22 protein-coding genes and 1 tRNA gene are annotated in these 24,135 nt (G+C 44.5%); 17 read left to right on the top strand and 6 right to left on the bottom strand.

Going from position 1 to position 24,135, the window contains the following annotated elements; translation table 11 throughout:
• Positions 1-27: 27 nt before the first annotated feature.
• From HTH_RS06475 to HTH_RS06410, 14 genes are all read left to right on the top strand, one after another.
• The gene (locus HTH_RS06475) at positions 28-771 is read left to right on the top strand and encodes a PDZ domain-containing protein (RefSeq protein WP_012963914.1); all 744 of its coding nucleotides are present in this window, start codon (positions 28-30) and stop codon (positions 769-771) included.
• On the top strand, positions 771-2,768 hold the full coding sequence (gene gspD, locus HTH_RS06470; protein ID WP_012963913.1) for a type II secretion system secretin GspD: 1,998 nt from the start codon (positions 771-773) through the stop codon (positions 2,766-2,768). Before HTH_RS06475 ends, gspD begins: the two co-directional genes overlap by 1 nt.
• Positions 2,749-3,399: a hypothetical protein gene (locus HTH_RS06465; RefSeq protein WP_012963912.1), complete on the top strand. Its 651-nt coding sequence runs from the start codon at positions 2,749-2,751 to the stop codon at positions 3,397-3,399. The genes gspD and HTH_RS06465 overlap by 20 nt, the downstream gene beginning before the upstream one ends.
• A 14-nt stretch (positions 3,400-3,413) precedes the next feature.
• Positions 3,414-4,016, top strand: a complete 603-nt coding sequence (locus HTH_RS06460) for an FAD-dependent oxidoreductase (protein WP_012963911.1) — start codon at positions 3,414-3,416, stop codon at positions 4,014-4,016.
• Between the two features lie 46 nt (positions 4,017-4,062).
• Positions 4,063-5,136 carry a bis-aminopropyl spermidine synthase family protein gene (locus HTH_RS06455; protein ID WP_012963910.1) on the top strand — a complete coding sequence of 358 codons (1,074 nt, stop codon included), beginning with the start codon at positions 4,063-4,065 and terminating at the stop codon, positions 5,134-5,136.
• Between the two features lie 40 nt (positions 5,137-5,176).
• Positions 5,177-5,252, top strand: a tRNA-Glu gene (locus tag HTH_RS06450).
• Between the two features lie 16 nt (positions 5,253-5,268).
• On the top strand, positions 5,269-7,629 hold the full coding sequence (gene gyrB / locus HTH_RS06445; RefSeq protein ID WP_012963909.1) for a DNA topoisomerase (ATP-hydrolyzing) subunit B: 2,361 nt from the start codon (positions 5,269-5,271) through the stop codon (positions 7,627-7,629).
• On the top strand, positions 7,622-8,422 hold the full coding sequence (locus tag HTH_RS06440; RefSeq protein WP_012963908.1) for a universal stress protein: 801 nt from the start codon (positions 7,622-7,624) through the stop codon (positions 8,420-8,422). Before gyrB ends, HTH_RS06440 begins: the two co-directional genes overlap by 8 nt.
• A gap of 1 nt (position 8,423) precedes the next feature.
• Positions 8,424-9,092 (top strand): 16S rRNA (cytidine(1402)-2'-O)-methyltransferase, encoded by a 669-nt coding sequence (gene rsmI / locus HTH_RS06435; RefSeq protein ID WP_012963907.1) that lies wholly within the window; start codon positions 8,424-8,426, stop codon positions 9,090-9,092.
• Positions 9,080-9,745, top strand: a complete 666-nt coding sequence (locus HTH_RS06430) for a hypothetical protein (RefSeq protein ID WP_232500416.1) — start codon at positions 9,080-9,082, stop codon at positions 9,743-9,745. The genes rsmI and HTH_RS06430 overlap by 13 nt, the downstream gene beginning before the upstream one ends.
• Before the next feature lie 19 nt (positions 9,746-9,764).
• Positions 9,765-10,769, top strand: a complete 1,005-nt coding sequence (bioB, locus tag HTH_RS06425) for a biotin synthase BioB (RefSeq protein ID WP_012963905.1) — start codon at positions 9,765-9,767, stop codon at positions 10,767-10,769.
• A complete protein-coding gene (locus tag HTH_RS06420) occupies positions 10,766-11,374 on the top strand; it encodes a lipoyl protein ligase domain-containing protein (RefSeq protein ID WP_012963904.1) in 609 nt (202 codons plus the stop codon). Before bioB ends, HTH_RS06420 begins: the two co-directional genes overlap by 4 nt.
• A gap of 9 nt (positions 11,375-11,383) precedes the next feature.
• The gene (gene infB / locus HTH_RS06415) at positions 11,384-13,624 is read left to right on the top strand and encodes a translation initiation factor IF-2 (protein WP_012963903.1); all 2,241 of its coding nucleotides are present in this window, start codon (positions 11,384-11,386) and stop codon (positions 13,622-13,624) included.
• Entirely contained in the window at positions 13,588-14,244 is a 657-nt protein-coding gene (locus tag HTH_RS06410) for a 7-carboxy-7-deazaguanine synthase QueE (protein WP_012963902.1), read from the top strand. The genes infB and HTH_RS06410 overlap by 37 nt, the downstream gene beginning before the upstream one ends.
• Here HTH_RS06410 and HTH_RS06405 read toward each other — a convergent pair.
• From HTH_RS06405 to hemC, 3 genes are read right to left on the bottom strand one after another with little or no spacing between them, the layout of a single operon-like run.
• Positions 14,228-15,418 carry an N-acetylmuramoyl-L-alanine amidase gene (locus HTH_RS06405; RefSeq protein WP_012963901.1) on the bottom strand — a complete coding sequence of 397 codons (1,191 nt, stop codon included), beginning with the start codon at positions 15,416-15,418 and terminating at the stop codon, positions 14,228-14,230. The two genes, HTH_RS06410 and HTH_RS06405, sit on opposite strands and share 17 nt — an antisense overlap.
• Positions 15,390-17,048, bottom strand: coding sequence for an ATP-binding protein (locus HTH_RS06400; protein ID WP_012963900.1), 1,659 nt, complete (start codon positions 17,046-17,048; stop codon positions 15,390-15,392). Before HTH_RS06400 ends, HTH_RS06405 begins: the two co-directional genes overlap by 29 nt.
• On the bottom strand, positions 17,036-17,950 hold the full coding sequence (gene hemC / locus HTH_RS06395) for a hydroxymethylbilane synthase (protein WP_012963899.1): 915 nt from the start codon (positions 17,948-17,950) through the stop codon (positions 17,036-17,038). Before hemC ends, HTH_RS06400 begins: the two co-directional genes overlap by 13 nt.
• Positions 17,951-17,979: 29 nt before the next feature.
• Here hemC and polX point away from each other — a divergent pair, with 29 nt between their 5' ends.
• Positions 17,980-19,722 carry a DNA polymerase/3'-5' exonuclease PolX gene (gene polX / locus HTH_RS06390; protein WP_012963898.1) on the top strand — a complete coding sequence of 581 codons (1,743 nt, stop codon included), beginning with the start codon at positions 17,980-17,982 and terminating at the stop codon, positions 19,720-19,722.
• Here the strand turns inward: polX and HTH_RS06385 are convergent.
• Genes HTH_RS06385 through HTH_RS06375 form a run of 3 tightly spaced genes read right to left on the bottom strand, consistent with a single transcriptional unit; the run spans position 19,715 to position 21,685 of the window.
• The gene (locus HTH_RS06385) at positions 19,715-20,632 is read right to left on the bottom strand and encodes a ketopantoate reductase family protein (RefSeq protein WP_012963897.1); all 918 of its coding nucleotides are present in this window, start codon (positions 20,630-20,632) and stop codon (positions 19,715-19,717) included. The genes polX and HTH_RS06385 overlap by 8 nt on opposite strands.
• Positions 20,629-21,126: an NYN domain-containing protein gene (locus HTH_RS06380; protein ID WP_012963896.1), complete on the bottom strand. Its 498-nt coding sequence runs from the start codon at positions 21,124-21,126 to the stop codon at positions 20,629-20,631. Before HTH_RS06380 ends, HTH_RS06385 begins: the two co-directional genes overlap by 4 nt.
• 4 nt (positions 21,127-21,130) lie before the next feature.
• Positions 21,131-21,685 carry a nucleotide exchange factor GrpE gene (locus tag HTH_RS06375; protein ID WP_012963895.1) on the bottom strand — a complete coding sequence of 185 codons (555 nt, stop codon included), beginning with the start codon at positions 21,683-21,685 and terminating at the stop codon, positions 21,131-21,133.
• A gap of 42 nt (positions 21,686-21,727) precedes the next feature.
• Here HTH_RS06375 and hemN point away from each other — a divergent pair, with 42 nt between their 5' ends.
• Together hemN and HTH_RS06365 are read left to right on the top strand one after the other, a co-directional pair.
• Complete coding sequence (gene hemN / locus HTH_RS06370; protein ID WP_012963894.1) at positions 21,728-23,098, top strand: oxygen-independent coproporphyrinogen III oxidase; 1,371 nt, start codon at positions 21,728-21,730, stop codon at positions 23,096-23,098.
• Entirely contained in the window at positions 23,095-24,015 is a 921-nt protein-coding gene (locus HTH_RS06365; RefSeq protein WP_012963893.1) for an ABC transporter ATP-binding protein, read from the top strand. The genes hemN and HTH_RS06365 overlap by 4 nt, the downstream gene beginning before the upstream one ends.
• The last annotated feature ends 120 nt before the right edge of the window (positions 24,016-24,135 follow it).

The following is a 24,135-nucleotide window of genomic DNA, read 5'->3' as shown; positions in this document are numbered from 1 at the left end:
TAAAATTGTAGTACAATTTATACCCATATGGTGGGAGTGTATTTGCTTTTTCTTGCCAACTTTGCCTTTTTGGCACTTACCCTTTACTACTTTTCTCTTTTGCCCTTCTGGCATCTCAGCGTACCTCAGATGCCAAGAGAAAGAGCCAGCACTCCCGACTTTAGCGCCATCTTTAAGGAGCAGGAGGCTCTTCCCAGTGAAGACATAACAAAAATGCATCTTATAGCAACGGTGAGCGGGAGCATCAGGATGGCTCTTGTTGATATGGGGGGAAAGGTGCAAACGGTGAGGATCGGCAGTCAGGTGGGAAGTTATAGAGTAATAGACATTCAGAGGAATTATCTGTTGCTGGGTAAGGGTCAGGAGACTAAGACTGTTGGTTTTAGATTCGAGCCTGTCAAGACTGTTGCTCTGAGGCAGGAAGCTCCAAGCTTATCTTCACCTTCTGAGAGCCTTCAGGCTGTGGTTTCCAAACGGGAGATAGAGAATGTAACGGCAGATCCGGGCATAATGTTTAGACAGATAAGGTTGGTGCCTTATGTACAGAACGGGCAGACAAGAGGTTTTCTCTTTGAGTGGGTGGACCCGCAGAGCATATTTTCCAGAGCTGGCATAAAGGCCGGTGATGTGCTAATAGCTATAAACAACCAAGAGATAAGGAGCGGTGAGGATGCTTTCAGGATACTTCAGGCACTGAGAAACGAAACGAGCCTAAAGATAAGCCTTCTTAGGGATGGCGCACCTGTGGAGCTTAATCTGAGGGTGGAGTGATGCTAAGGTTATTTATTTTAGTGTTTTCCCTCTTTGTTCTCTCGGTGGGTGTTTATGCCCAAACGGCGGAGGAGCTTCAAAAGCAGGCACAGGAGCAAAAAAAGACTGGGAAGGTATATCTCAACTTTCAGAATGCCGATATCTCCGCAATTGCCAAATTTATGTCCGAGCTAACAGGCAAAAACATAGTCCTTGACCCTAATGTGAAGGGGAGCCTGACCATAAGCTCGGCAAAACCCGTGAGTATAAGAGAGGCCTGGGACCTTTTTGTACTATCTCTGTCTATGCAGGGATACGGAGTTATAGAGGAGAGGGGTTTTGTAAGGATAGTTCCGCTTGGGCAAGCTACCTCTTTTGCAAGTTTAAAAAGACCTTCCACCTCTGGAGAGGTGATAATTTACCTTTACAAGGCTGAAAATACGCAGGCACTTCAGCTTCAACAGGCTGTTCAGCCTTTCCTTTCACCCTTTGCAAAACTTGCCATACATCAACAGTCCAACACTCTCCTTATTGCTGACATAGCCAAAAACATAGAAAAGGTAAAAGCCATACTCAGAGAGCTGGACTCACCAGAAAGGGCAATAAAGGTAAAGGTTTACAGGCTGGAGAGAGCAAAGGCAGACACTGTATTTCAAAGTCTTCAACCTTTGACTGCCGCTTTTCAGCAACAGCTTGGCAGTCCCACTTTTATAACCTTTAATAAAGACAGCAATGCCATAATAGTGGCGGCTAACGAAAGCGTTCAGAATATAGTGAAGGAAGTTATAGGCACCTTAGACAGGGAGAGCTTGGGGGGATTGGAGAGGAACTTTTACATCATATCTTTGAAGTTTGTATCTGCTGAAGAGATATACAAAAGTCTCCAGAGTCTTTTTAGAGGAATAAGCCCTGTAGGAGCGGTGCAACCTCAGGAGCCTTATCCTTCCACAGCACCCCAGATGCCAGAAATAAGAGGATTGGAAACGCCCCTTAGGAGGGAGGAGCGACCCAAACAAACACAGCTCCAGCTTATGCCCATAGAGACAAAGGAGGGTATGAGAATAGGTTTTGATAGAGGCACTAATTCGGTAATACTTTACGCAACTCCTCAGGAGTACGAAGGCGTCAAATCCCTTATAGAGAAAATGGATGTAAGAAGAAAACAGGTTCTCTTGGCAGCAACGGTAGTGGAGATGAGTACCAGCAAAGCCTTAGATATAGGTGTAAAGTGGCAGATAATAGGGACACAAGGAGGTGTGAGCCTTGGAGGTGGAAGTCTTCAGGATGTATACAATGCCATACTTTCTGGGAACTTTATCATGGGAGTACTCAGCACAGCTGGAAGGACGGTTACCATAGGGGGCACCCAGCTATTTTTCCCAGACCTTCTACTGCTCTTTTCTCTTTTGGAGAGTGGTAGCGGTTTTAACATAGTATCAAATCCAAAGGTTCTGACTTTGGATAATCAAACTGCGGAGATAAAGGTGGGTCAGGTGGTACCTTACGCATCGGGTGTAAAGTTTGACATAAACGGTATGCCTGTCATTACATATGACTACAAGGAAGTGGGATTAGACCTGGGAGTTACTCCCACCATATCGGGCAAAGACCTCAGGCTTCAGATAAACCTCAAGCTTCAGGACATTGTAGATTACATAAGACCCCAGATAGGAACACTTAGCTACGCAGTTCCCGTCACATCCAACAGACAGGTAAACTCGGATGTGGTGGTAGAAAACGGACAAACCATCATCATAGGCGGTTTGGTAAACACCAAAACACTTACCAGCACACAGGGAGTCCCAGGACTCAAGGACATTCCGGGATTGGGAAGGATCTTCAGAAGGGATACAAAAACGGAGGATAAGGTCTCTCTCTTTATATTTCTGACACCCTATGTTATAGAAAAGCCGGAGGAACTTTCTGAAATAACGCGCCAGCATCAAAAGATGGCTGAGGAGCTTAAAAAACTTATAGAAGAAAGAGAAAAGAAGGGTAATGAGAAAAAGCAGCCTTAAATTTTCTGTTCTTCTTTTTACAAGCTCTGCAATTCTTTTTATCCTTCTTGCTTTTCTGACTCTTCCCAAGTTTCTTCTCCTGGATATGTGGCTCATGTCAAAGGGTATATACCTAACAGCAAACCATGTGCAGGAAGGACTTACTTACCTGAGTTTGAAAGGAGTAAACCTGTACGGCAAAAACTCAAAGGTGGTCAGTTTTGACAGGCTGGACATATCCCTGATAGTGCCTTATCTGCTTTTGAAGGGAGTGTGTGGCGATGGATATTTGACGGCTAAGTTATACCCTTTTGGTAAGGCGCATCTTCAGGGAAAGGATTTTAGATGCTTTGAAGGTTTTTATGTGAAGAGTTTGGACCTTAGCTTAAACGACGGTATAAGAGGGACTGCACAGCTCCTAAATCTTAAGGTAAAGGATACAAAAGTGGATGAGCTTTCGCTGGTATTCAAAGGGAAATCTTTTGATGGAAGGGCATTGGTATCTGACTATACGCTATCAGGCAGTGGCAGTATTGTACTCAGCAGAAAAAATTTTCTGAATTCGCAACTGAATGTTACGGTAAGCGGCAATGGCATAAGCCTGATAATTTACGGAAGCCTTGATAATCCTACTTTGGAGTTCAAAAGGTGATATAATAAAGCTCTATGAAGTACCATGTTGTCATAGTAGGTGGTGGTGCTTCTGGGCTTTCCTGCGCTCTGATGCTGGCTTCTTCAAGAGGTAGAGGTTGGCAGTGGGCAGAAGACAAAAGGTACCTTCTCTTAGACAAGGGAGGCTCTGACCTAAACAAGGCTTATCTTAAAAATGTTCCTGGGCTTGATCCCATTTTGGGCAAGGACCTTTTAGAAAAGATAAGAAAACAGATACAAGATTGGGGTGGGGTGGATATACTGGAGGAAGAAGCCAGAAGTATAAGTCAGGAAAATGGCATGTATACGGTAAATACCTCCTCAGGAAAGAGCTTTACCGCAGAATTTTTAGTCTTGGCTACGGGTTTTCATGGTTTCAACATGGAGGGTTTAGAACTGCAGGTGGTGGAAAACACCAAATCTCCAAAGCCCGGAAGGGTGATGATAAAACACAAAGATTTTGAAGTGCTGCCTAACCTTTTTGTAATTGGCACTTTAGCAGGACTTAGCTCTCATTTTACATCCTGTGCAGGCTCAGGTGTAGAGGTGGCGTGCGAGATCCTCTCACGCATGGCAGGCAAAAGAATAGTTATACACGATATGCCTGAGGAAGATTAAAAATACTGTGATATAATAGTTTATCTTAATTGTTTTTGAAAAGGAGATGGCGGTGAGTTTATTGGTAGAGCTTGCCTTTAAGGCGAGAGAAGAAAGCCAGGTTAGGATATACCAAAAGAATGTTGAGAGAGTTCTGTCTGCCCTTTTAAAAAGCGGTGATTTTTGGGAAGTGGTGGACATGTCAGACCTTCCCGTGCCCGCTGCATCAGGCATAATTAAGGTGCTTATAAGGGAAGGATACGCTTTTATTGATGACGAGGAGAATATAAGGCTCACTCAGAAGGGCTATGACCTTATCAAAGACCTCGGCATAGAACCTTATGTAGATTATGTTTGCCAGGCCTGCGAAGGAAGGGGCATACCTTTTTACACGGATATAGAGTTTTATAGAACCTTTTTACAGCTCACAAAGGACAGACCTAAGGCTATAAGGGATTACGACCAGGGGTCTGTGACGCCCGAAACCACCATCTCAAGAGTCCTCTTTATGGACTCAAGGGGAGACCTCAGAAATAAAGATATAATCGTCTTAGGTGCGGAGGATGACCTTACCGGCCTTGCGGTAGCACTTACAAGAAAAGCTAAGAGTGTTCTTGTTATTGACATAGATAAAAGGCTCATTGATTTTGATAACAGCATCTTTAGGGAGCTTGGTATAGATAATGCGGAAGCGAGAGTTTGGGACCTTAGAAACCCGTTCCCCTCCGAGATTTTGGGATGTTATGATGTTTTTGTATCAGACCCTCCCGAAACCCTGCCTGCTTTTAGAGCCTTCATAGGTAGGGGTATAGCAACCCTCAAAGAGGAGGGTGGTGTAGGATACTTCGGTCTTACTCTGAGGGACTCATCCGTGTTCAGGTGGAGAGACTTCCAGATAGCACTCACATCCGAGTTTGGCGTTGCCATAACCGATATAGTTCAAGACTTCAACGCATACATAACCTGGGATTATCACAGAGAAACCAAGGCTGCACAAGTTGCTCCCGTCAAAAGGGATCCAAAGGGTATATGGTACAGGTCCTCATGGTACAGGATAGAGGCACTGCCAGGCTTTAAAAGATGGAACGATGCCATCTCCGACGATGTTTTTTATCTTGACGAGGAAGGCTCCACTACTTGACAATTCTTTTAAATTTCCGTATAATGTTTCTGAGAAGTTAGCCCCCATCGTCTAGCCCGGTCCAGGACACCGCCCTTTCAAGGCGGAGATCGCGGGTTCGAATCCCGCTGGGGGTGCTTCTCCCAATTGCTTATGGAAATGGAAAGATACCAAGCAGAGGACATAAAAGCTGTTACAGGGCTTGAGCACGTTCGCCTTAGACCTTCCATGTACATAGGTGATGTGGGGGAGAGGGGACTGCATCACTTACTCTGGGAAATTCTTGACAACGCTGTTGATGAGCACGTAGCTGGCTATGCAAAAAACATAAGCGTTGTAATACACGAAGACGGTTCTGTAAGCGTTGAAGATGACGGTAGAGGCATACCCGTAGACCTTCACCCAGATACGGGCATCCCAGCAGTGCAGATGGTATTTACCATGCTGGGGGCTGGTGGGAAGTTTGACAAAAAGGTTTACAGATATTCGGGTGGTCTTCATGGTGTAGGTGCCTCTGTAGTGAACGCTCTATCTGAGTGGTTAGCAGTAGAAGTATACAGGGATGGAAAGATACACAGGCAGGAGTACAGCAGAGGAGAACCATTATACCCTCTGAAGGTGATAGGAAGCACCATAAAAAGAGGCACAAAAGTAACTTTCAAACCAGATGCGGATATATTTGAAACCACCAAGATAAAGCTTGACTTGGTGGAGAGGAGAGTAAGGGAGCTGGCTTACTTAAATCCAGATTGTACCTTCAGACTCCTTGATGAAAGGATTGGCAAAGAGTTTGTTTATAAATTTGACAAAGGCATAGAGGAGCTTGTTAAGTTTTTGTCAACAGGTAAAGAACCACTCTTTGACCAGGTAATAAGAATAAGAGAGGAGAGGGAAGGCGTAGATGTGGATGTGGCATTCCTTTACACAAAAGACTACAGAGAACTTGTAGAGAGTTTTGTTAACAACATAAAGACTGTGGAAGGTGGAACACACATAACAGGATTTAGAAGCGGGCTTACTAAGGCTGTGATGAGATCCTTGCAGATCATAAAGCTTCAAAAGGAGCTAAAAGAAGCTATAACTGGTGAAGACCTGAGGGAGGGGCTTGTGGCGGTGGTGTCTTGCAAAGTGCCAGAGCCTCAATTTGAGGGGCAAACTAAAACCAAGCTGGGAAACCAGAATGTAAAGAGCATAGTAGAGTCTGTGGTTTACGAGCATCTCTCAGAATACTTTGAAGAGAATAAAGAAATTTACAGGAAGATAGTGGAAAAAGCGGTAGAGGCTGCTCTTGCAAGGGAAGCGGCCAAAAAAGCGAAAGAGTTGGTGAGGAGAAAGTCTCCACTGGAAGACACCACCCTGCCGGGTAAGCTGGCGGACTGTTCGGAAAAGGACCCCCAAAAGTGTGAGCTTTTCATAGTGGAAGGAGAATCTGCAGGAGGTTCAGCCAAGCAGGGTAGAGACAGAAGGACGCAGGCTATACTGCCACTGAGAGGAAAGATACTAAATGTGGAGAAGGCAAGGCTTGATAAAGTTTTCTCCAACGAGGAGATAAAAGCCATAGTTAGCTCAATAGGTTGTGGAATAGGTGATGAGCTTGACCTATCAAAGCTCAGGTATCACAAAGTGATCCTTATGACAGATGCGGATGTGGACGGGTCGCACATAAGAACCTTGCTTTTGACCTTCTTCTATAGGTACATGCCGAAGCTCATAGAGGCTGGGCACCTCTATATAGCTCAACCACCCCTTTACAGGCTCAAAAAAGGTAAAACCGTTCTTTATCTCAAGGATGACAGAGAGCTTGAAAACACACTTATGGAATACATAAAAAATCAAGGAACGCTCATAGATGCACAGGGTAGAAAGTACCAGGATGAGGAACTCATGAAGCTTTTGAAGAACCTACGGGAGTTTGAAGAAAACTATAAGTACCTGATCAGAAGAAAAGGTGAGGATGTGCTTTCTGCCCTGCAGCATGTAAAACTCAGCGAAGAAGACCTGAGAGATGAAAAAGCAGTTGAGAAAAAGTTAAGCCTGCTCAGAGAAAATCTCCCGGAGTACACAATAGAAACTAAGTATGACCATATTAATAGCGCCTACGACCTTATACTCACGGATACTAAAACCGGTAAGTGTGTCATCATTGATGTAGACTTTCTCTCTTCATTGGCATACAAGTCAGTGTTTTCAGACTTAGAATTACAACTTCCTGTCACAATAGGACTTGAGAAGAAAAGCAGAACCCTGCACCATGTACACCAGATACTTAGCTCTTTTATGGAGCTTGCAAAAGAGAGCTTTGAAGTGCAAAGATACAAAGGCTTGGGAGAGATGAACCCAGAACAACTCTGGGAAACCACCATGAACCCAGCCACAAGGAGGCTTCTAAAAATAAGTATAGAGGATGCAGCTGAAGCGGACAGGATATTCACCATACTCATGGGAGAAGATGTGGAACCCAGGAGAGAGTTTATAGAGACTTACGCGAGGGAGGTGAGGAACCTGGATGTTTAAGAGGTTGCTGGTAGGAGTGGATGGATCTAAGTCAGGCTGGACATCCTGCAACTACGCCTTTGAGTTTGCCAGCAAGTTGGATATACCTGTAGTGGGCATTCACATAGTGGATGAGAGACTCATAGAGGAGAGCTTTCTTGAAGACCTGGCAGGAGTCCTGGGGTTTACCTTTTACTACGGTGCTTCTTCCAAGGTAAGGGAGTTTTTAGAAGCTCAGGCGGATGAGCTTCTGCATGAGTTTTTAAGCTTGGGAAGGCAGAGAGGATTAAAAGTCTCCTCCTTCCAAACGGTGGGTGTGCCTTACAAGGAGATAGTTTCTCAGGCGGATAAGGAAGACATCATATTCTTAGGAAAAAGGGGTAAAAGACCCATAGAGGGCTTTCTTTTGGGTTCCAATGCGGACATGGTAGCCAGAAGGTCGCCGTGTGCCGTCTTTCTCTCACCCGAGGAGGAGAGAAGCATAAGAAAAGTCTGCGTAGCATACGACGGCAGGCAAATGTCAAAAAAGGCAATGAGTGTAGCACAGTATCTTAAACCCCTCTTTGGCTTTGAACTTGAGGCTATCTATGTAGGTGAGGACAACCTTTCAGAAGACATCTCCCAAAAAGTAGATCACTATGAGCATCTTAAGGGATTTCCCGAAGAGAAGATAGTGGAGTATTGTAAAGGAAACAATATAGACCTTTTGGTTATGGGTGCCTTCTCAAAAGGGAGGTTTAAGGAGTTTTTCTTTGGTAGCGTCACTTCCTTTGTGATGCATCATCTTGACATACCGATGCTTCTGGTGAAGTGAAATGGGGAAGCTTTATGTGGTTGCCACACCCATAGGTAACTTAAAAGACATAACACTAAGAGCCTTAGAAGTGCTCAAAGAAGTGAGTTTTGTAGCCTGCGAAGACACCAGAAGAACCAGCATCCTTCTGAACCACTTTAAGATAGAGGGTAAAAAGCTCCTTTCTTATTACGAACCAAAGGAGAGTGTTCAGGTGCCCAAGATACTAAAGCTCCTTGAGAGGGAAGATGTGGCGCTTGTTACCGATGCCGGAACTCCAAGCATCTCAGACCCAGGATACAAACTGATAAAAGCTTGCATAGACAGAGGTATCCAGGTGGAAGTAATTCCAGGACCAAGCGCAGTCCTGACGGCACTTGTAGGCTCGGGGCTTCCCACCGACAGATTTTTGTTTGTAGGATTTTTACCAAGAAAGGGTCTTGGTGGATTCTTTGAGGACCTCAAAAAATGTGAAGGCACAACTTTTATAGCTTTTGAATCACCAAACCGCTTATTAAAGAGCCTTGAGGTCATGAAAGAGGTCTATGGAGAGGATCTGCCCATATGCGTGGCAAGGGAGCTAACCAAGATGCATGAGGAGTTTCTCAGAGGCAAGCTTGCACAGGTGTATGAGGAGCTCCTTTCAAGGAAGGAGATAAAAGGAGAGGTGGTGATCCTTTGGAGACACTAAAAATGTTTTACATACTGCCATCCAGCAAAAAGCAGTCAAAGATGAAAGGCTCTCAACAAAGCATGCCACATACGGGATTTTTTGAGACAAAAGCTCAAAAACTCGTAAGATGCTTTAGTGTGGGTGATGACCTTCTGCCTGTATTCAGAAGGTTTAAGAATGCCTTCTGGGAGAGCCTTGAGTATTGGGTGCTTCCTCCTGCTGTCCAAAAGCGTATAAAGGAGAGGTCCTTAGTCCTTTCGCCTCTTTTAGGTATCGCTCTGGTGGATAGCCCGACGCCTAAGTATAACTTTGGCTGGGAGGATGAGTGCGAAGGTGTAAAGCTCAGAGACTTTTGGGTTCAAGATATAAAAAACCTCACCAAAAAGCTGTTGGAAGACAAAGTGGTTATACTTTTTGTAGGTAAAAAAGAGGCATCTCTTCTGGACCTTTCTACCGCAAGCAAAGTTATCACCTTTGAGTACTACAAAGCCAACAAGAAAGTAAAAAATCCCATGCCCCACAGAGCCTACACCCTTCGTTATATAGCAGAAAAGAACCTAAACATTTCAAATCTCTTTAAGATAAACTTTTACGACTATACTGTAGAAAGCATACAGGAAAAAGGTAGGTACATAAATGTGTTGCTAAAAAGCGAAGGAAGGTATATATGATTTATACGGAGGTGATAAGATGGATAGCTTTGAGAAGTTTATCATAGATATGGGAGAAAAGGCGCTAAGATATGAGCCTCTCACAAAAGAAGAGGCTCTTGCTGTGCTAAGGCTTCCAGATGAGTACATAGCTCTTCTTGTCTACACAGCCCAGAAGGTGAGAAATGCCTTCTTTTCACCTTCAAAGGTGGAGTTTTGCTCCATAATAAACGCAAAGAGTGGTGCTTGCTCGGAGGATTGTAAGTTTTGCGCCCAGTCTAAATTTTACAAAACACCCATAAACATATACGCCTTGGTGCCCAAAGAGGAGATAATGGAAGGTGCTTACAGAGGTGTTGAGTTTGGTGCCAACAGATACTGTGTGGTTTTGAGCGGAAAGAAAGCTTCCAAGGAGGAGGTGGATAAGATAGCGGATGCGGTAAGGGAGATAAAGCATGTGGAAAAGCTACCTATAAATGTGTGTGTGTCCGCAGGCACTCTTGATGAGGAGGAGCTTGTAAAACTAAAATCTGCAGGAGTCAAAAGGATAAATCACAACCTTGAAACTTCCGAAAGGTTCTTCCCCAGCATAGTCACCACTCACACCTGGAGAGAGCGCTACGAGACTATAAAGCGCATAAAGGCTGTGGGACTTTCCACATGCTGCGGTGGCATATTCGGTATGGGTGAGACGGACGAGGACAGGGTGGCTCTTGCTCTCACTTACAGGGAGCTGGAGGTGGATTCTATACCCCTAAACTTCCTCATGCCTATAGAAGGTACGCCTATGCAGGATGCGCCTGGTGTTGGTCCCCTTCAAGCGCTCAAGATCATAGCCATGTTTAGACTCACCAACCCCAAGGCGGAACTCAGGCTTTGCGGAGGTAGGGAACAGACCCTTAGAGACTTTCACGGTATGGCTGTGCTTATGACCAATGCCATGATGGTGGGAGGTTATCTGACTCGTGCAGGAAGGGACATAAAGAAGGACTATCAGCTACTCAAAGACATAAACGCGGAAAGATTGCAGAGAGTGTTTGAATGATAGAGGTAAGAACTGGCGCAGAAAACATGACCATAGATTGGGAAAATCTGTTAGCCCTTGAAGAAGGGAGGAGGGAGCCAACTAAGAGGATATACATGTGGAGTGAGCCTACCATAAGTATCGGTTATTCCCAAAAGCCAAGAGAGTTTGCACTTCCGGTGATTAGAAGACCTACAGGAGGGGGTGCCCTGGTGCACGGTTGGGACATATCCTTCTCCTTGGTAGATTACAAAGAAGTTTGGGGAAGGAGCTTTACAGACATATACAGAAACTTCAGTGAAAGACTGGTAGACACCTTCAGGAAGATGGGTATAAATGTGGAGCTTCACAAACAGAGAGGCAACCAAACTCACCACTACTTTTGCTTCTTTTATCCCAACTTTGGGGAATTAACAGTAGGAGGAAAAAAGTTCGTCGCTTGTGCCATGAGAACACTAAAAACCGCTTTTTTGGTGCACGGGAGCGTATTCTTAAACTTTGATTATTTCATGCTCAGTCAGATAACACAGGTACCGCAGGAGGAACTGAAAGGTCGCATAGTATGCGCTGAGGAGATGGGGCTTGGTAAAGAGGAGATTTTGCAAGTGCTATGCGAGAGCTTATAATTAATTCTTATGAGCAAAGTAAGATTGCAGGATGTAGCCAAAGAGTTAGGTAAAAGCGTGAAGGATATAAGAGATCTTTTAAAGACTTACGGTATAGAAAAGTCTAACTTTTCACACCTGGAAGAGGAGGAGTTGCAGATCATATATGACAACTTTATCACGGAAAAGGAGGAGGACATACAGCAAAAACCGCAAGAAATGAAAAAGGAAGAAATTAAGGTAGAAAAGAGGGAAGAGAGACCACTCCAGGTGGAAAGCTCCAAAAGGTACAGAAGGGAAGATGCAAGACCCCCGCTTAGAGATAAAAAGGAGGTAAAACCCAAACCACAACAAAAAGCTCCACCACCCCCTCCACCTTTACCCAAAGAACAAAAAGTGGAGGAAAAACCCAAAAGGGAAGCACCGGTGGAGAAAAAGACGAGCAAGGAAGAGGAGCATCTTCTTAAAAAACTTGAGCAGCAAATAGAAAAAAAGAAGAGAGAGGAAAAAAAAGAGGAAGAGGTAAAAATAATTGAAATACCGGAAGTAGTTACCGTAAGGGAGCTTTCTGAAATACTTAAAGTCCCACCAAATCAAATTATGGCAGAGCTTCTCAAGAAGGGTATATTAGCTACCATAAATCAGACAATACCCTCTGATGTGGCTCTATCTATAGCAGAAGACATGGGCTTCCTTGCGGAGATAAAAAAGATAGAAGAGAAAATAGAGGAGGAAGAAGAAAGGGAGGAAGAAAAAAACCTCCAGCCAAGGCCACCGGTTGTGGTAGTTATGGGTCATGTGGATCACGGAAAGACAACACTCCTTGATGCTGTACGTAAAACCAATGTAGCAGAAAGGGAGAAAGGCGGTATAACCCAACAAATAGGTGCTTCGGTGGTTGAGTTGGCAGACGGAAGAAGGATAACCTTCTTAGATACACCCGGTCACGAAGCCTTTACATCTCTGAGAGCAAGAGGTGCGCAAGTTACAGATATAGCGGTTCTGGTGGTGGCTGCGGATGATGGAGTAATGCCACAAACTGTTGAAGCCATAAATCATGCAAGAGCCTTTAATGTACCCATTTTGGTAGCTGTCAACAAGATAGACAAGCCGGGGGCTGACCCTCAGAAAGTCAGAAGGGAACTGTCAGAACTGGGGCTTATACCCGAAGAGTGGGGAGGCGATACCATATTTGTGGATGTCTCTGCAAAAACCGGTAAAAACATAGACCAGCTTCTTGAGTATATACTACTACTGGCTGAAATGCTTGAACTCAAAGCTGACCCTACCAAAAAGGCGAAAGGTACCATCATAGAATCAAGACTGGACAAGCAGAAGGGAGTTGTGGCTACAGTACTGGTGCAAGAAGGTACACTCAAAGTAGGTGATGTATTCGTAGCAGGCATAACCTACGGGAAAGTTAGAGCTATGATGGATGACAAGGGCAGGAGGCTAAAGTCTGCGGGTCCATCCACTCCGGTGGAAGTGCTCGGTTTTGAGGACCTTCCCATGGCTGGTGATACTCTCAAGGTGGTGGATGACGAAAGAACCGCAAGACACATAGCGGAAGCTAGAAAACTGCAGAAAGAACATTTAGAGAAGGTTTCAAAGGGTCTTGCCCTTGAAGAGGTCTTTAGAAAGATCCAGGAAGGAGAAATAAGGGAGCTCAGGCTGATAGTTAAGACGGATACGGTTGGTTCTTTGGAAGCCATAAAGAAGTCCCTGTCGGAAATATCCACGCAGGAGGTAGCTGTCAAAATAATACACGGAGATGTAGGTGGTATAACAGAAAATGACATTATGCTGGCAAAAGCGAGCGGTGCTATAGTGATAGGCTTTAACACAAGACCAGATGTGAAAGCCAAAGAAGCGGCAGAGAGGGAAAAGGTGGATGTGAGATTATACGGCATTATCTACGAAGTGGTGGATGATGTAAAGAAGGCTCTAAAAGGTATGTTAAAGCCCGTAGAGAAGGAGGTAGTTTTAGGTTCTGCAGAGGTCAGGGCTGTCTTTAAGATAAAGTCCGTAGGGAGTGTGGCGGGCTGTTATGTACTTGACGGGAAGATATTGAGGAACGCAAAGGCGAGGCTCATAAGGAATGGTGTAGTTGTGTACGATGGTAAAATAGAAGGCTTAAAGAGGTTCAAGGAGGATGTGCAAGAAGTGGCAAGAGGATATGAGTGTGGCATAAAACTCAAAGACTATAACGACATAAAGGTGGGTGATATAATAGAATGCTACGAAGTGAAGTTAGAACAAGCACAGCTCTGAGCATAAACGAGATATACCCCAGCGTGCAAGGTGAGGGTCTTTTGATAGGAAAGCCCTGTCTTTTTGTGAGGTTTCAGGGATGTAATCTCAGGTGTCCCTGGTGTGATGAGCCGTCCGCTTTATCCTTCAAGAGAGCAAACACAGATCTAAAAGAACTTTTGCAGGAGCTCCAAAAGTATCCTCAAAAACACGTGGTCCTAACAGGTGGTGAACCTTTTGCCGAGCCAAACCTGCACCTTCTGGTGCAGGAGCTTTTGTGCAGAGGGTATTCAGTGCAGATAGAGACCAATGGAACTCTCTGGAATGAAAACTTAAGAGAGGTGGTCTCTCAGGTGCATATAACATGCTCACCTAAGGGTGTGGCGGATTGGTATGTACACCCAGCTGTGCTCTCAAGCGCCAAAGAGTTAAAGTTTGTAGTTGACCATGAGCTTTGCTATAATGTGATAAAAAGGCGTGAGTTTATGCCTTTCTTAGAGGAGGGTTTGGTGGTGCTTCAGCCAGAAGGTAATAAGACTAAATTCCTCCAAAAAGCCCTTGAGCTTCAAAACCTTCTGCTTAGAGAAGGATACACCGTTAGAGTTGTACCTCAAATGCACAAACTCATTGGTTTAAAGTGAGCTTCCTTTCGGTGGGGAAAAAGTAATTGACTATAGCTCTGTATATGGCGTAGGCAAATTTATCCTGAAAGTCTCTGTCCGCCATAAGGGTTGCCTCGTCAGGATTAGTTATAAAACCTGCTTCTACTAAGACGGAGGGTATGCCTGGTGTTTTTAATACAGCAAAGCCAGCCCGCTGGATTCCCTTAAACTCCACCTCCCTGCCCAGCTCTCTTGCAATACTTTTTGCTATCTTCTCACCAAAGGATACACTCTCATAAAGGGTGACATCCATTGCCAAGTCTGCCAGCACTTTCCTCGCATTTATAGGAACATCTGATGCTCCCAAAACTAACTTAGCATAGCTGTCATTGTTTATTATCTGTTGCTTCTTTCTTTTGGCAGCATCGGAGGATATGGCAAACACATAAGTGCCGCTTGCATGCTGAGATATGCCTTGAGGAGATGCGTTGGCGTGAATGCTTATAAACAGGTCCGCCCTGTTCCTTAAAGCTATGTTTGCCCTCTCCTGAAGGGGTATAAAGGTGTCATCTTTTCTTGTCATAATTACCCTAAATCTTCCATCTTTTGAAAGGTATTCCGCCAACTTCTTTGCTATGGCAAGGTTTACATCCTTCTCTTTTATGTTCATATAACCTATGGCGCCAGGGTCGTGTCCACCGTGTCCCGCATCCACCACAATGACTCTCCTCTGCGTCAGGATGGCACCCTTTTTGCGCTCACTTATCACCCGCTCCTTTGTTCCTTCACTGTACTGTATGACCTTTAGGACAGTGGGGTCTAAAATGGCTATGAGAGCATCATCCTCCTTAACCTCTCTATCTTCCTTGCTTGCACTTTTAAACACATCTATGACTATCCTAAAGGGGTCTTCTAAAGAAAAAGCTTTTACACTGGAAAAGTCCTTTTCAAACACGATCCTCGTGCCCCACGGATGCTTTCCCACGCGATAGGCTATACCTTTTGGCACTCTTAGGCTGAAGTCTTTTTCGGATAGTACATCCACCACTATCCTCTTGGGAGCCTCCAGCAAAATAACTCGGTAGTCAACCCTCTGGTCAAAGTCTAAAACTATCCTTTCCTTTTCCTGATAATCGCCGTACCTTACGCTCACCACCTGACCAAAGGAGAGGCAAAAGAGCAGGCTAAAAATTATTAAAATCCTCTGGTACATGCACCTCCTCCTCTACTTCCTCCTTTTTGGTTGCCCAAGGCGGTCTTGGGAACCTGAAGATGATGGGAGTGGGTATATCTGGTTGATACATGATCATGGTGCCTTTTTTTAGCATTATGGCTCTTTGCTTGAAATTTCCGACAAGAAACTCATACTCTTTGCTAAGCACTTCGGAGCTATCCATCCTTCCCACCACCTTCACCGCCGAGTTGGCAATAACTCTCTTTTCTATCTCGCTGGCTGTCTGCTGAGCGCCTATGAGTATAACGCCTAAGCTTCTTCCTCTTTCTGCTATGTCAAGAAGTATGTCCTTTATGGGACTCCAACCCTCCTTGGGCGCATACTTGTTGAGCTCGTCCAGCACCACAAAGAGCTTGGGGTAAGGGTTAGATTGTTCCTCCTTTTCCCTGAAGACTTTCTTGAGGATAGAACCCACCACAAACATCTTGGCTATGCTGTGAAGCCCGCTTATATCTATCACCAACAGCTTGTGGTCCTTCCAGTTTATAGGTGATGAGAGACTCCCTCTCACAAATCTCTTTATGTAGGTAATAGCCCTTTGGAACCTCCTCATAAAGGCGTAGGTTGTTTGGGTATCCGCATTACCAAACCAATCTTTATACAGTTCCGAGTTTTTGTTTTGATACCTGTCCTGAATAGCTTCTTCAAGCACCCTTTCTAAGTCTTCCAAGCTTTCTATGTCTCTGCCGTAGCTGTCTATCAATCTATCCCCTGGGCTTTGCTTGGCAAGACTGTAAAGTTTATTGGCAACCCTGTCTATTGCATAATTTATGTTAGACATGCCTTCCTCACCCTCAACAAACATGAACTTTATAAGCCCCTCCTGCGCAAACTCCCTCATACTCCAGTAAAAAGGTACTACCTTGTCATCAAACCTCTCACACGCCGGGATGTTAGGGTCCCTTTCATCTGGTGGTACATAAAAGACCACCTTTTTAAAGGGTTCTGGTTTAAGTCCAAGCCTTTCAAAGATTTCTCTATCCTCCTGGGAAAGATTACGGTTCTTTTTGTCTATCCACAAAAGGTCTTTGCCCTTTACATTGAAGATCATACCGTGAACACCTTGCTTGAGGTCATCCGCTTTATTCAAAAGGGAGTAAAGCAAAAAGAGAGCATAGGAGGTTTTTGTGGCAATGCCAGACATACCCGATATGCTCACATGAGCGCCCTCTTTGCCATTGAGGAAGTGGTAGTTAATATAAACGGGGTCTCCACTTCTGGTGATGCCGGCAGGGATTTTTACCTTCATCTGGTCGTAGTAAAGCGCCTTATCCAAGTGCCTTCCTGTTGCCTTAAAAACCGGATCCCCGGGGCTTGGTGGAACAAAAAGCTCCGGTTCTATTCTTGTGATGCTTACCTTTGCGGTGTAGGCTATGTTGACAGGTATAATACCACGAGTCACAAGGTGAGCGTCATAAACAGATTCAGCACCTTCCAGAAACTTCTGTACTTCCTGAACTATCCCGTAAAAGGTCACCTTACTATCATTTATTGTAGATTCTACATACACTACATCATCCAGCTGAAGAAGGTGATGCTCCTGAATACCTATCCAGAACTCAAGGGGAGATATAGGTCTTGTCCCAAGCACTATGCCTACGGGGTCCATCCATAAACCTCCTTCAGTATTTGGTCAGCACCCTCTCTGAGAAGGTCATGCGCCAAACTTTTACCTATCTGCTGAGCTTCTTTAGCCTCTCCGCTCCTCATCCCTTCTATAAATTTAATCCCTTCCAAGTCAGATACGAAACCTTTTATAAAGATGGTGTCTCCCTCTATCCAAGAGTAAGCACCTATAGGTACCTGACAGCCGCCCTGAAGCTCTCTCAAAAAAGCCCTCTCACACTCCGCCCTCAGTCTGCTCTCATAGTGGTCAAAACAGCTCACTATCTCTTCCACCGCACTGTCATCCTGCCTTATCTCAATAGCCAAAGAGCCTTGCCCCACCGCTGGAATAAAGTCTTCAAGCACCTGAGTTATCCTATCCTCAAGCCCCATCCTTTTTACGCCCGCATAAGCCAGGATCACCGCATGGTAAAGCCCTTCATCAAGTTTTCTGATGCGTGTATCCACATTACCCCTCAGCATTTCTACTCTAAGGTCCCCCCGCCTTCTTTTTATCTGTACCTGCCTTCTTAAAGAGGATGTACCTACCTTAGCATTTGATGGGAGCTCTTCTAAAGGCAGATGGTCTTTGGATATGAGTACATCAAAGGGATTTTCTCTTTCGGTCACAGCTCCAATCTTTAAACCCTCAGGAAGGTTCATAGGCACGTCTTTAAGTGAGTGAACAGCTAAATCTATCTCCTTCTTCATAAGTGCCTCTTCAATCTCCTTCACAAAAAGACCCTTTCCACCTATCTTGGCAAGAGGAACATCCAAGATTTTGTCTCCCGATGTGGTTATATGCACCAAATCCACCTGATGCCCCATCTTTTCTAACTTTTCTTTAACAAAGTTTGCCTGCCAGAGAGCAAGCTTACTTTTTCTTGTGCCAATTCTTAGCCTCATATTACCATTTTATGCCTTAAATTTTTCTTATGAGCAAAAACAAAGAGATAGCGGAGATCTTTGAAAGGATGGCTGACATACTTGAGTTTTTGGGAGACAATCCTTACAGAATATCCACTTACAGGCGTGTGGCTAACATACTTTCTGAGCTTAATGTGGATGTAGAGGACCTTGTCAAAAGCGGGAAGATACATCACATACCCGGCATAGGTGCATCAAGCGTTGAGAAGATACTGGAGTACCTCAGAACAGGTAAGATATCCAAATACGAGGAATTAAAAGGTAAGGTACCCGAGGACCTTTTGGAACTTATGAATGTTCCCAGCATAGGTCCAAAAACCCTAAAGCTCGCTTACGAGAGGCTTGGCATAAGAACAAAGGATGACTTTATAAGAGCTGTAAGGAGTGGTATGCTGGCTACCCTTCCAGGCTTTGGTGAAAAGAAGCTTCAAAACATCATGAGGGGTATTGAGCTTTGGGAGAAGAGTAAGGAGAGAATGACCCTCATAGAAGCTTTTGAGATAGGACAGGAGTATCTAAGCTACATGAAAAGGCTGGGAGACATCATTGAAAGGATAGAGCTGGCAGGAAGTTTAAGGAGAAGAAAAGAAACTGTGGGAGACATAGACATGCTTGTATCAGCCATGCACGAAAACTGGAGCAAGATACATGAGCACTTTGTAAGCTTCCCTGATGTTAAAGATGTGCTTCTGAAGGGAGAGACCAAATCAAGCGTTGTGCTAAAGAATGCGAGACAGGTGGACCTCAGAACCGTAGAACCTCATCAGTGGGGTGCAGCCCTTCAGTACTTTACAGGCTCAAAGGAACATAACATAAGAGTTAGGGATATAGCAAAGATGAAAGGTCTCAAGGTCAGTGAGTACGGAGTTTTTAGGGCTGACACCGACCAATGGATAGGTGGAAAAAGTGAAGAGGAGGTTTACGCCCTCATAGGTATGCAAACCCCTCCACCCGAGATAAGGGAGAATGCGGGTGAAATAGAGCTGGCTCTTGAAGGAAAACTTCCTAAGCTTCTTTCACTAGAAGATGTAAAGGGTGACTTTCATATACACACCAACTGGAGCGATGGTATAGGTTCTCTGGAGCAGATGGTGGAAACAGCTTACCACATGGGACACAGATATGTGGTGATAGGTGATCACTCTTTATCTTCAAAGGTGGCAAAAGGTCTTGACATGGAAAGATACAAACAGCAGTGGAAGGAGATAGACAGGCTTAGAAAAAGGTACGAACCGCTTGGGTTTTATATACTCAAAGGTTGTGAGGTGGACATTCTCCCTGATGGAAGCCTTGACCTTCCGGACGAGTTTTTAGCTGAGTTTGACTTTGTAGTTGCCTCCATCCACACGAGGTTTTCACAGGACAACACCTACAGGATACTCAAAGCTATAGAAAATCCCTATGTAAACTTAATAGGACATCCTACAGGAAAGTCTTACGGCACGAGGGAAGGTTATCCCTTAGACATGGACAGGGTTATACAGCTCGCCAAGGAGACAGGCACTGCTCTTGAACTCAACACCTTCAGAGCTGACCTATCCCCAGAAAATGTTCGCAAATGTATGCAAAAAGGTGTTTTTATAGCCATAGTTACGGATGCGCATGCTCCTGCTCACCTAAGGTACATAGAACTTGGAGTAGGGCTGGCAAGAAGAGGCTGGGCAATGCCTGAACTTGTCCTGAATACCAAAGATGTGGAAGGCATAAGAGAGTTTGTTTACAAAAAGAGAAAACTTCTGGCAGCTACATGATACTCTCCTTTGCCTTTATCATGGCCGTAATGGCTTGATTAACAGGTGTTTTTATGCCTACCTCCCTTGCCAAACTCACTATGGAGCCATTTAGAGCATCTATCTCCGTTTTTCCCCTCCTTATATCTTCAAGCATGGAAGGATAGTGCTCCGCCGTAGGGGGTATAAGCTCCTGGTAAAAGTGCTTCCTGTACTCCTGCGGAGAAGCATAAAAGGTTTGAATTTTGTAAGCTTTTAAAACCTCATAGGCTTCATCTATTATGCTGTCCATGATCTCCCTTGTGTGAGGATTTTCTGCCAGCTGTCCGTACTTTGCCTCCAGCAAAGCACCAAGCGGGTTTAAAGCACAGTTGTATAGTATCTTGTCCCACAGGTATTTATAAACATCCCTGTCGTATCTTGTAGGTATACCAGATGCGTTTAATGTGTCTGCCAGCCTTCTCAAAAAAGCCTCATCTATGCTACTGTATGGGCTTCCCAGAACCACATGGTCAGCACACACTGTTACTCTTACCCTTCCCCACTCCAAAAGCTTTGCTCCGAAGATGATCCTTGAAAGGATCACCCTGTCTTTTCCAAAAAGATTTATGGCTTTTTCGTAATTTCCGTAGCCGTTCTGTGCCATCAAAAGGTAAGAGCCTTTTTCTACCAGCCGAGATACCTCCTTTAAAGCACTTTCTGTATCGTAGCTTTTTACCGAGACAATAATAACATCAGGAAGATAATCCAAACGGGATATGTCATCTACTACCATTACCTCCTGATCAAATTCACCCCATATGCCTTCTACCTTTATCCTTTCGAGATGCCTGCCGGGTTTAACAAGCCCTATGGCTTGGTGCTTGGCTCTTGAAAGGAATGACAAAAATACGCTTCCTACCGCACCCACACCAACTACCAGAAACTTCATTCTCTTTCCTCAAGTTTTATGTAAGGCATAATGTCTGCAAGGTCTATGTATCTGTCGCACGCATTTACAAGCTCAACAGATGAGCTTTCCTTTGTGGACACGCAGATAACCTCCTTGCTAAAGTCCCTTAGAACCCATACGAGCCTTTCAAAATCGCTATCTCCCGAGCACAGCACTGCAACATCGTAATTGTCCTTTGTAAGCAGGACATCAAGAGCCATATCCACATCAAGGCTTCCTTTATAAGTCCCGTCCTTGAGCTGTTTTATGGGCTTTTTCACCACCGTTATACCGCTAAAAGCCAGAAGCTTTATAAAGTTCTCCTGCTTTTCGTCCCCCTCTCTGTAGGCAAGGTAGAAAAAAGTGTTGTATATGGTATAATCCCGTTTAAAGTACTCTACCAGCTTTATAAGGTCTATCTTCTGATGGAGTATGTGCTTCTGTATAAAGTAAAAGTTGGCACCGTCTATGAATATACCTGCTCTCTTTTTCATGGTGTTATGTTATCTCCTCTTCCTGCACGGATACTATAACTTTTGCAGGTCTGAGCACTCTATCGTGGATCATGTATCCTTTCCTTATGACCTTAATAACAGTGTTGGGAGGCACATCTGAAGTGTAATCTTTTTCTACAGCTTCCGCAAGGTAAGGGTCAAACTCTTTGCCTTCCAGCTCCATCTCTCTTATACCGTACTTTTCCAGCACTCTTTTGAGTTCCCTGTATATGAGCTGAAAACCCGTCATATAAGTGGAAAGCTCTTCCGATGCGCTTGCAAAAGCCCTTTCAAAGTTATCTACTATTTCAAGAAGGTCCAGAGCTAATTTTTCGTATCCGTACTTTCTCTGCTCCTCCAAATCTCTACGGTACCTCTCTTTGAAAAGCTCCATTTCCCTTTGAAGGTCCACATACCTCTGATTGGCAACTCTGGCTATATGTTCCAGCTTAGAGACCTTCTCTTCAAGTTCCCTTATCTTCTTCTCTTCCTCTCTCAATTCCTCTCTGACTTCCTCTACTTGATGTACCAATTCCTCTTGATTTTCTTTTTCTTGCATTCCTTTACCACCTCCGAAAAGTAATATATATTTAAATCTACCATGAGAACGGTTTTTGACAAAGAGCTTATACAGAAATACGACAAACCAGGACCCAGGTACACCAGCTACCCACCTGCTACGGAATTTCACGACGGTGTTAAAGAAGGAGACTATATCAAAAAGCTTCTTGAGAGCAACGAAAGAAAGAGACCTCTCTCCTTATACTTTCATATACCTTTCTGTGAAAGTGCTTGCTGGTTTTGCGGATGCAATGTTATTATCTCTCACAGAAAGGATGTAAGCAGGAGGTATCTTGAATACATATACAGAGAGATGGATATGCTAAAGTCCTACATAGACCCTTCCAGAAGTGTAGTTCAGCTCCACTGGGGAGGAGGAACACCCAACTTTTTAACCAACCAAGAGATAAGGGAGCTGTTTGGTAAGATAAGGGAAAACTTCAGCTTTGACTCCTCTGCAGAAGTAAGCACCGAAATAGACCCAAGATACCTCTCAGAAGGTCAGCTGGAGACTCTTGCGGATGTAGGTTTTAACAGGGTCAGTATGGGACTTCAGGACCTTGACGAGGATGTCCAAAAGGCTATAAACAGGATACAGCCCGAAAGCCTCATGAGGGAGGTTATGAAACAACTCAGAAGTCTTGGCTTTAAGAGCATAAACATAGACCTCATTTACGGACTGCCTTATCAGACGCCAGAAAAGTTTAAAAGGACCATAGAGAAGACCATAGAGCTTGACCCCGATAGGGTGGCAGTTTTTAACTTTGCCTATGTTCCTTGGATAAAGCCCCTTCAGAGGAAGATGGATGCCTCTACTCTGCCCCCACCCGAGGACAAGCTCAAGATGCTGGAGATGACAATAGAACTCTTTCAGTCCGCCGGGTATGTCTTTATAGGCATGGACCACTTTGCCAAACCTGACGACGAATTAGCTAAAGCTCAAAAGGAAGGCACTCTTTGGAGAAACTTTCAGGGATACACCACCAAGAAGGGTGTTGACCTCATAGGTATAGGAGCCACCTCCATAGGCATGCTCTACGACGGATACTTCCAAAATTACAAGACTATAAGGGATTACTATATGGCTCTTGATGGCAAGAAGCTTCCTGTCATGAGGGGTTATCTTCTTACTTATGAGGACCTCATAAGAAGGGAGGTCATTATGGACCTTATGTGCAACTTTACCTGCTCCTTTGAGAAGATAGAGTCCATGTTCGGCATAGTCTTTGAAATACACTTTGAAAGAGAACTCAGTGAGCTAAAGGATATGGAAAAGGACGGTCTTTTGGAGATAAAAGACAGAAGGATCAGCGTCCTACCGGAGGGAAGACTGCTTATCAGGAACATAGCCATGGTTTTTGACGAACACATAAGAAACAAAAAGGAGCTTAGGTTTTCAAGAACTATATGAGTAAACTTCTTGAAGTTTCCTCCCTAAGTAAGGTTTATAAAGTCAGCAGAGGGCTTTTCAGGTGGGTAGCCCATACTGCAGTAAAAGGGGTGAGCTTTAGCATAAATGAAAGTGAGGTCTTCGCGCTGGTGGGAGAGAGTGGCTCTGGTAAAACCACCATAGGAAAGATAATTCTCAGGCTTGAAAAACCAACGGAGGGAAGCATAAAAATCAAAGGCATAGACATAACAAAGATGGGAAAGGAATACACCAGAAGGGTATCCGCTGTCTTTCAAGACCCTTTTTCCTCTCTCAATCCTTACATGAAAGTAAGGCATATAATTGAAGAGCCTCTGGTGGTTCACCATATAAAGGACAGAGAAAAAAGGGTGAAAGAGGTGGCTCATATGGTTAGACTACCAGAGAGCCTCTTGGATAGAAAACCACAGCATCTTTCGGGAGGTCAAAGGCAGAGGGTTGCCATCGCAAGGGCAGTTTCTCTCTTTCCTGACCTTATCGTTGCGGACGAGCCAACTGCTTCTTTGGATGCCACCGTCAGAAAGGAGATACTTGACCTCTTTGTGGAACTAAAGAATACAGGCATAAGCACACTGCTTATAACCCACGATATAAGAGCGGTTGAGAGGATAGCGGACACGGTAGGTGTCATTTACGCAGGCAGACTTATGGAAATGGGAAGCAAAGATCAGCTGCTAAAAGATCCCAAGCATCCTTATACCAAGTACCTGCTGGAAAATGTACCGGCAAAGCATCCCAAACACAGAAAGGCTGATGTTATTCAGAAGGAAGTTTATAAAGATGAGTATCACGAAGGATGTCCCTTTTACTGGCTATGCCCCGAAAGGATGGAGGTTTGCAAAGAGAGCATAAGGGAGGTTTTGTCCAATGGAAGGCTCGTCACATGTAACCTTTACTGACCTTGCCCTTCTTTCATTCCTTCTGTTCCTTTCTGGGTTCTTTTCCTCTTCTGAGGTGGTTTTTTTGGAGCCAACAGGTATCTTCTTAAAAGGTACACCACAAGTAGAGTTTATCGTCTT

The organism is Hydrogenobacter thermophilus TK-6 (assembly GCF_000010785.1).
Lineage (GTDB): Bacteria > Aquificota > Aquificia > Aquificales > Aquificaceae > Hydrogenobacter > Hydrogenobacter thermophilus.
Note: the sequence above shows the minus strand (reverse complement) of the source record. Positions and strands in the feature narration are given on the sequence as shown.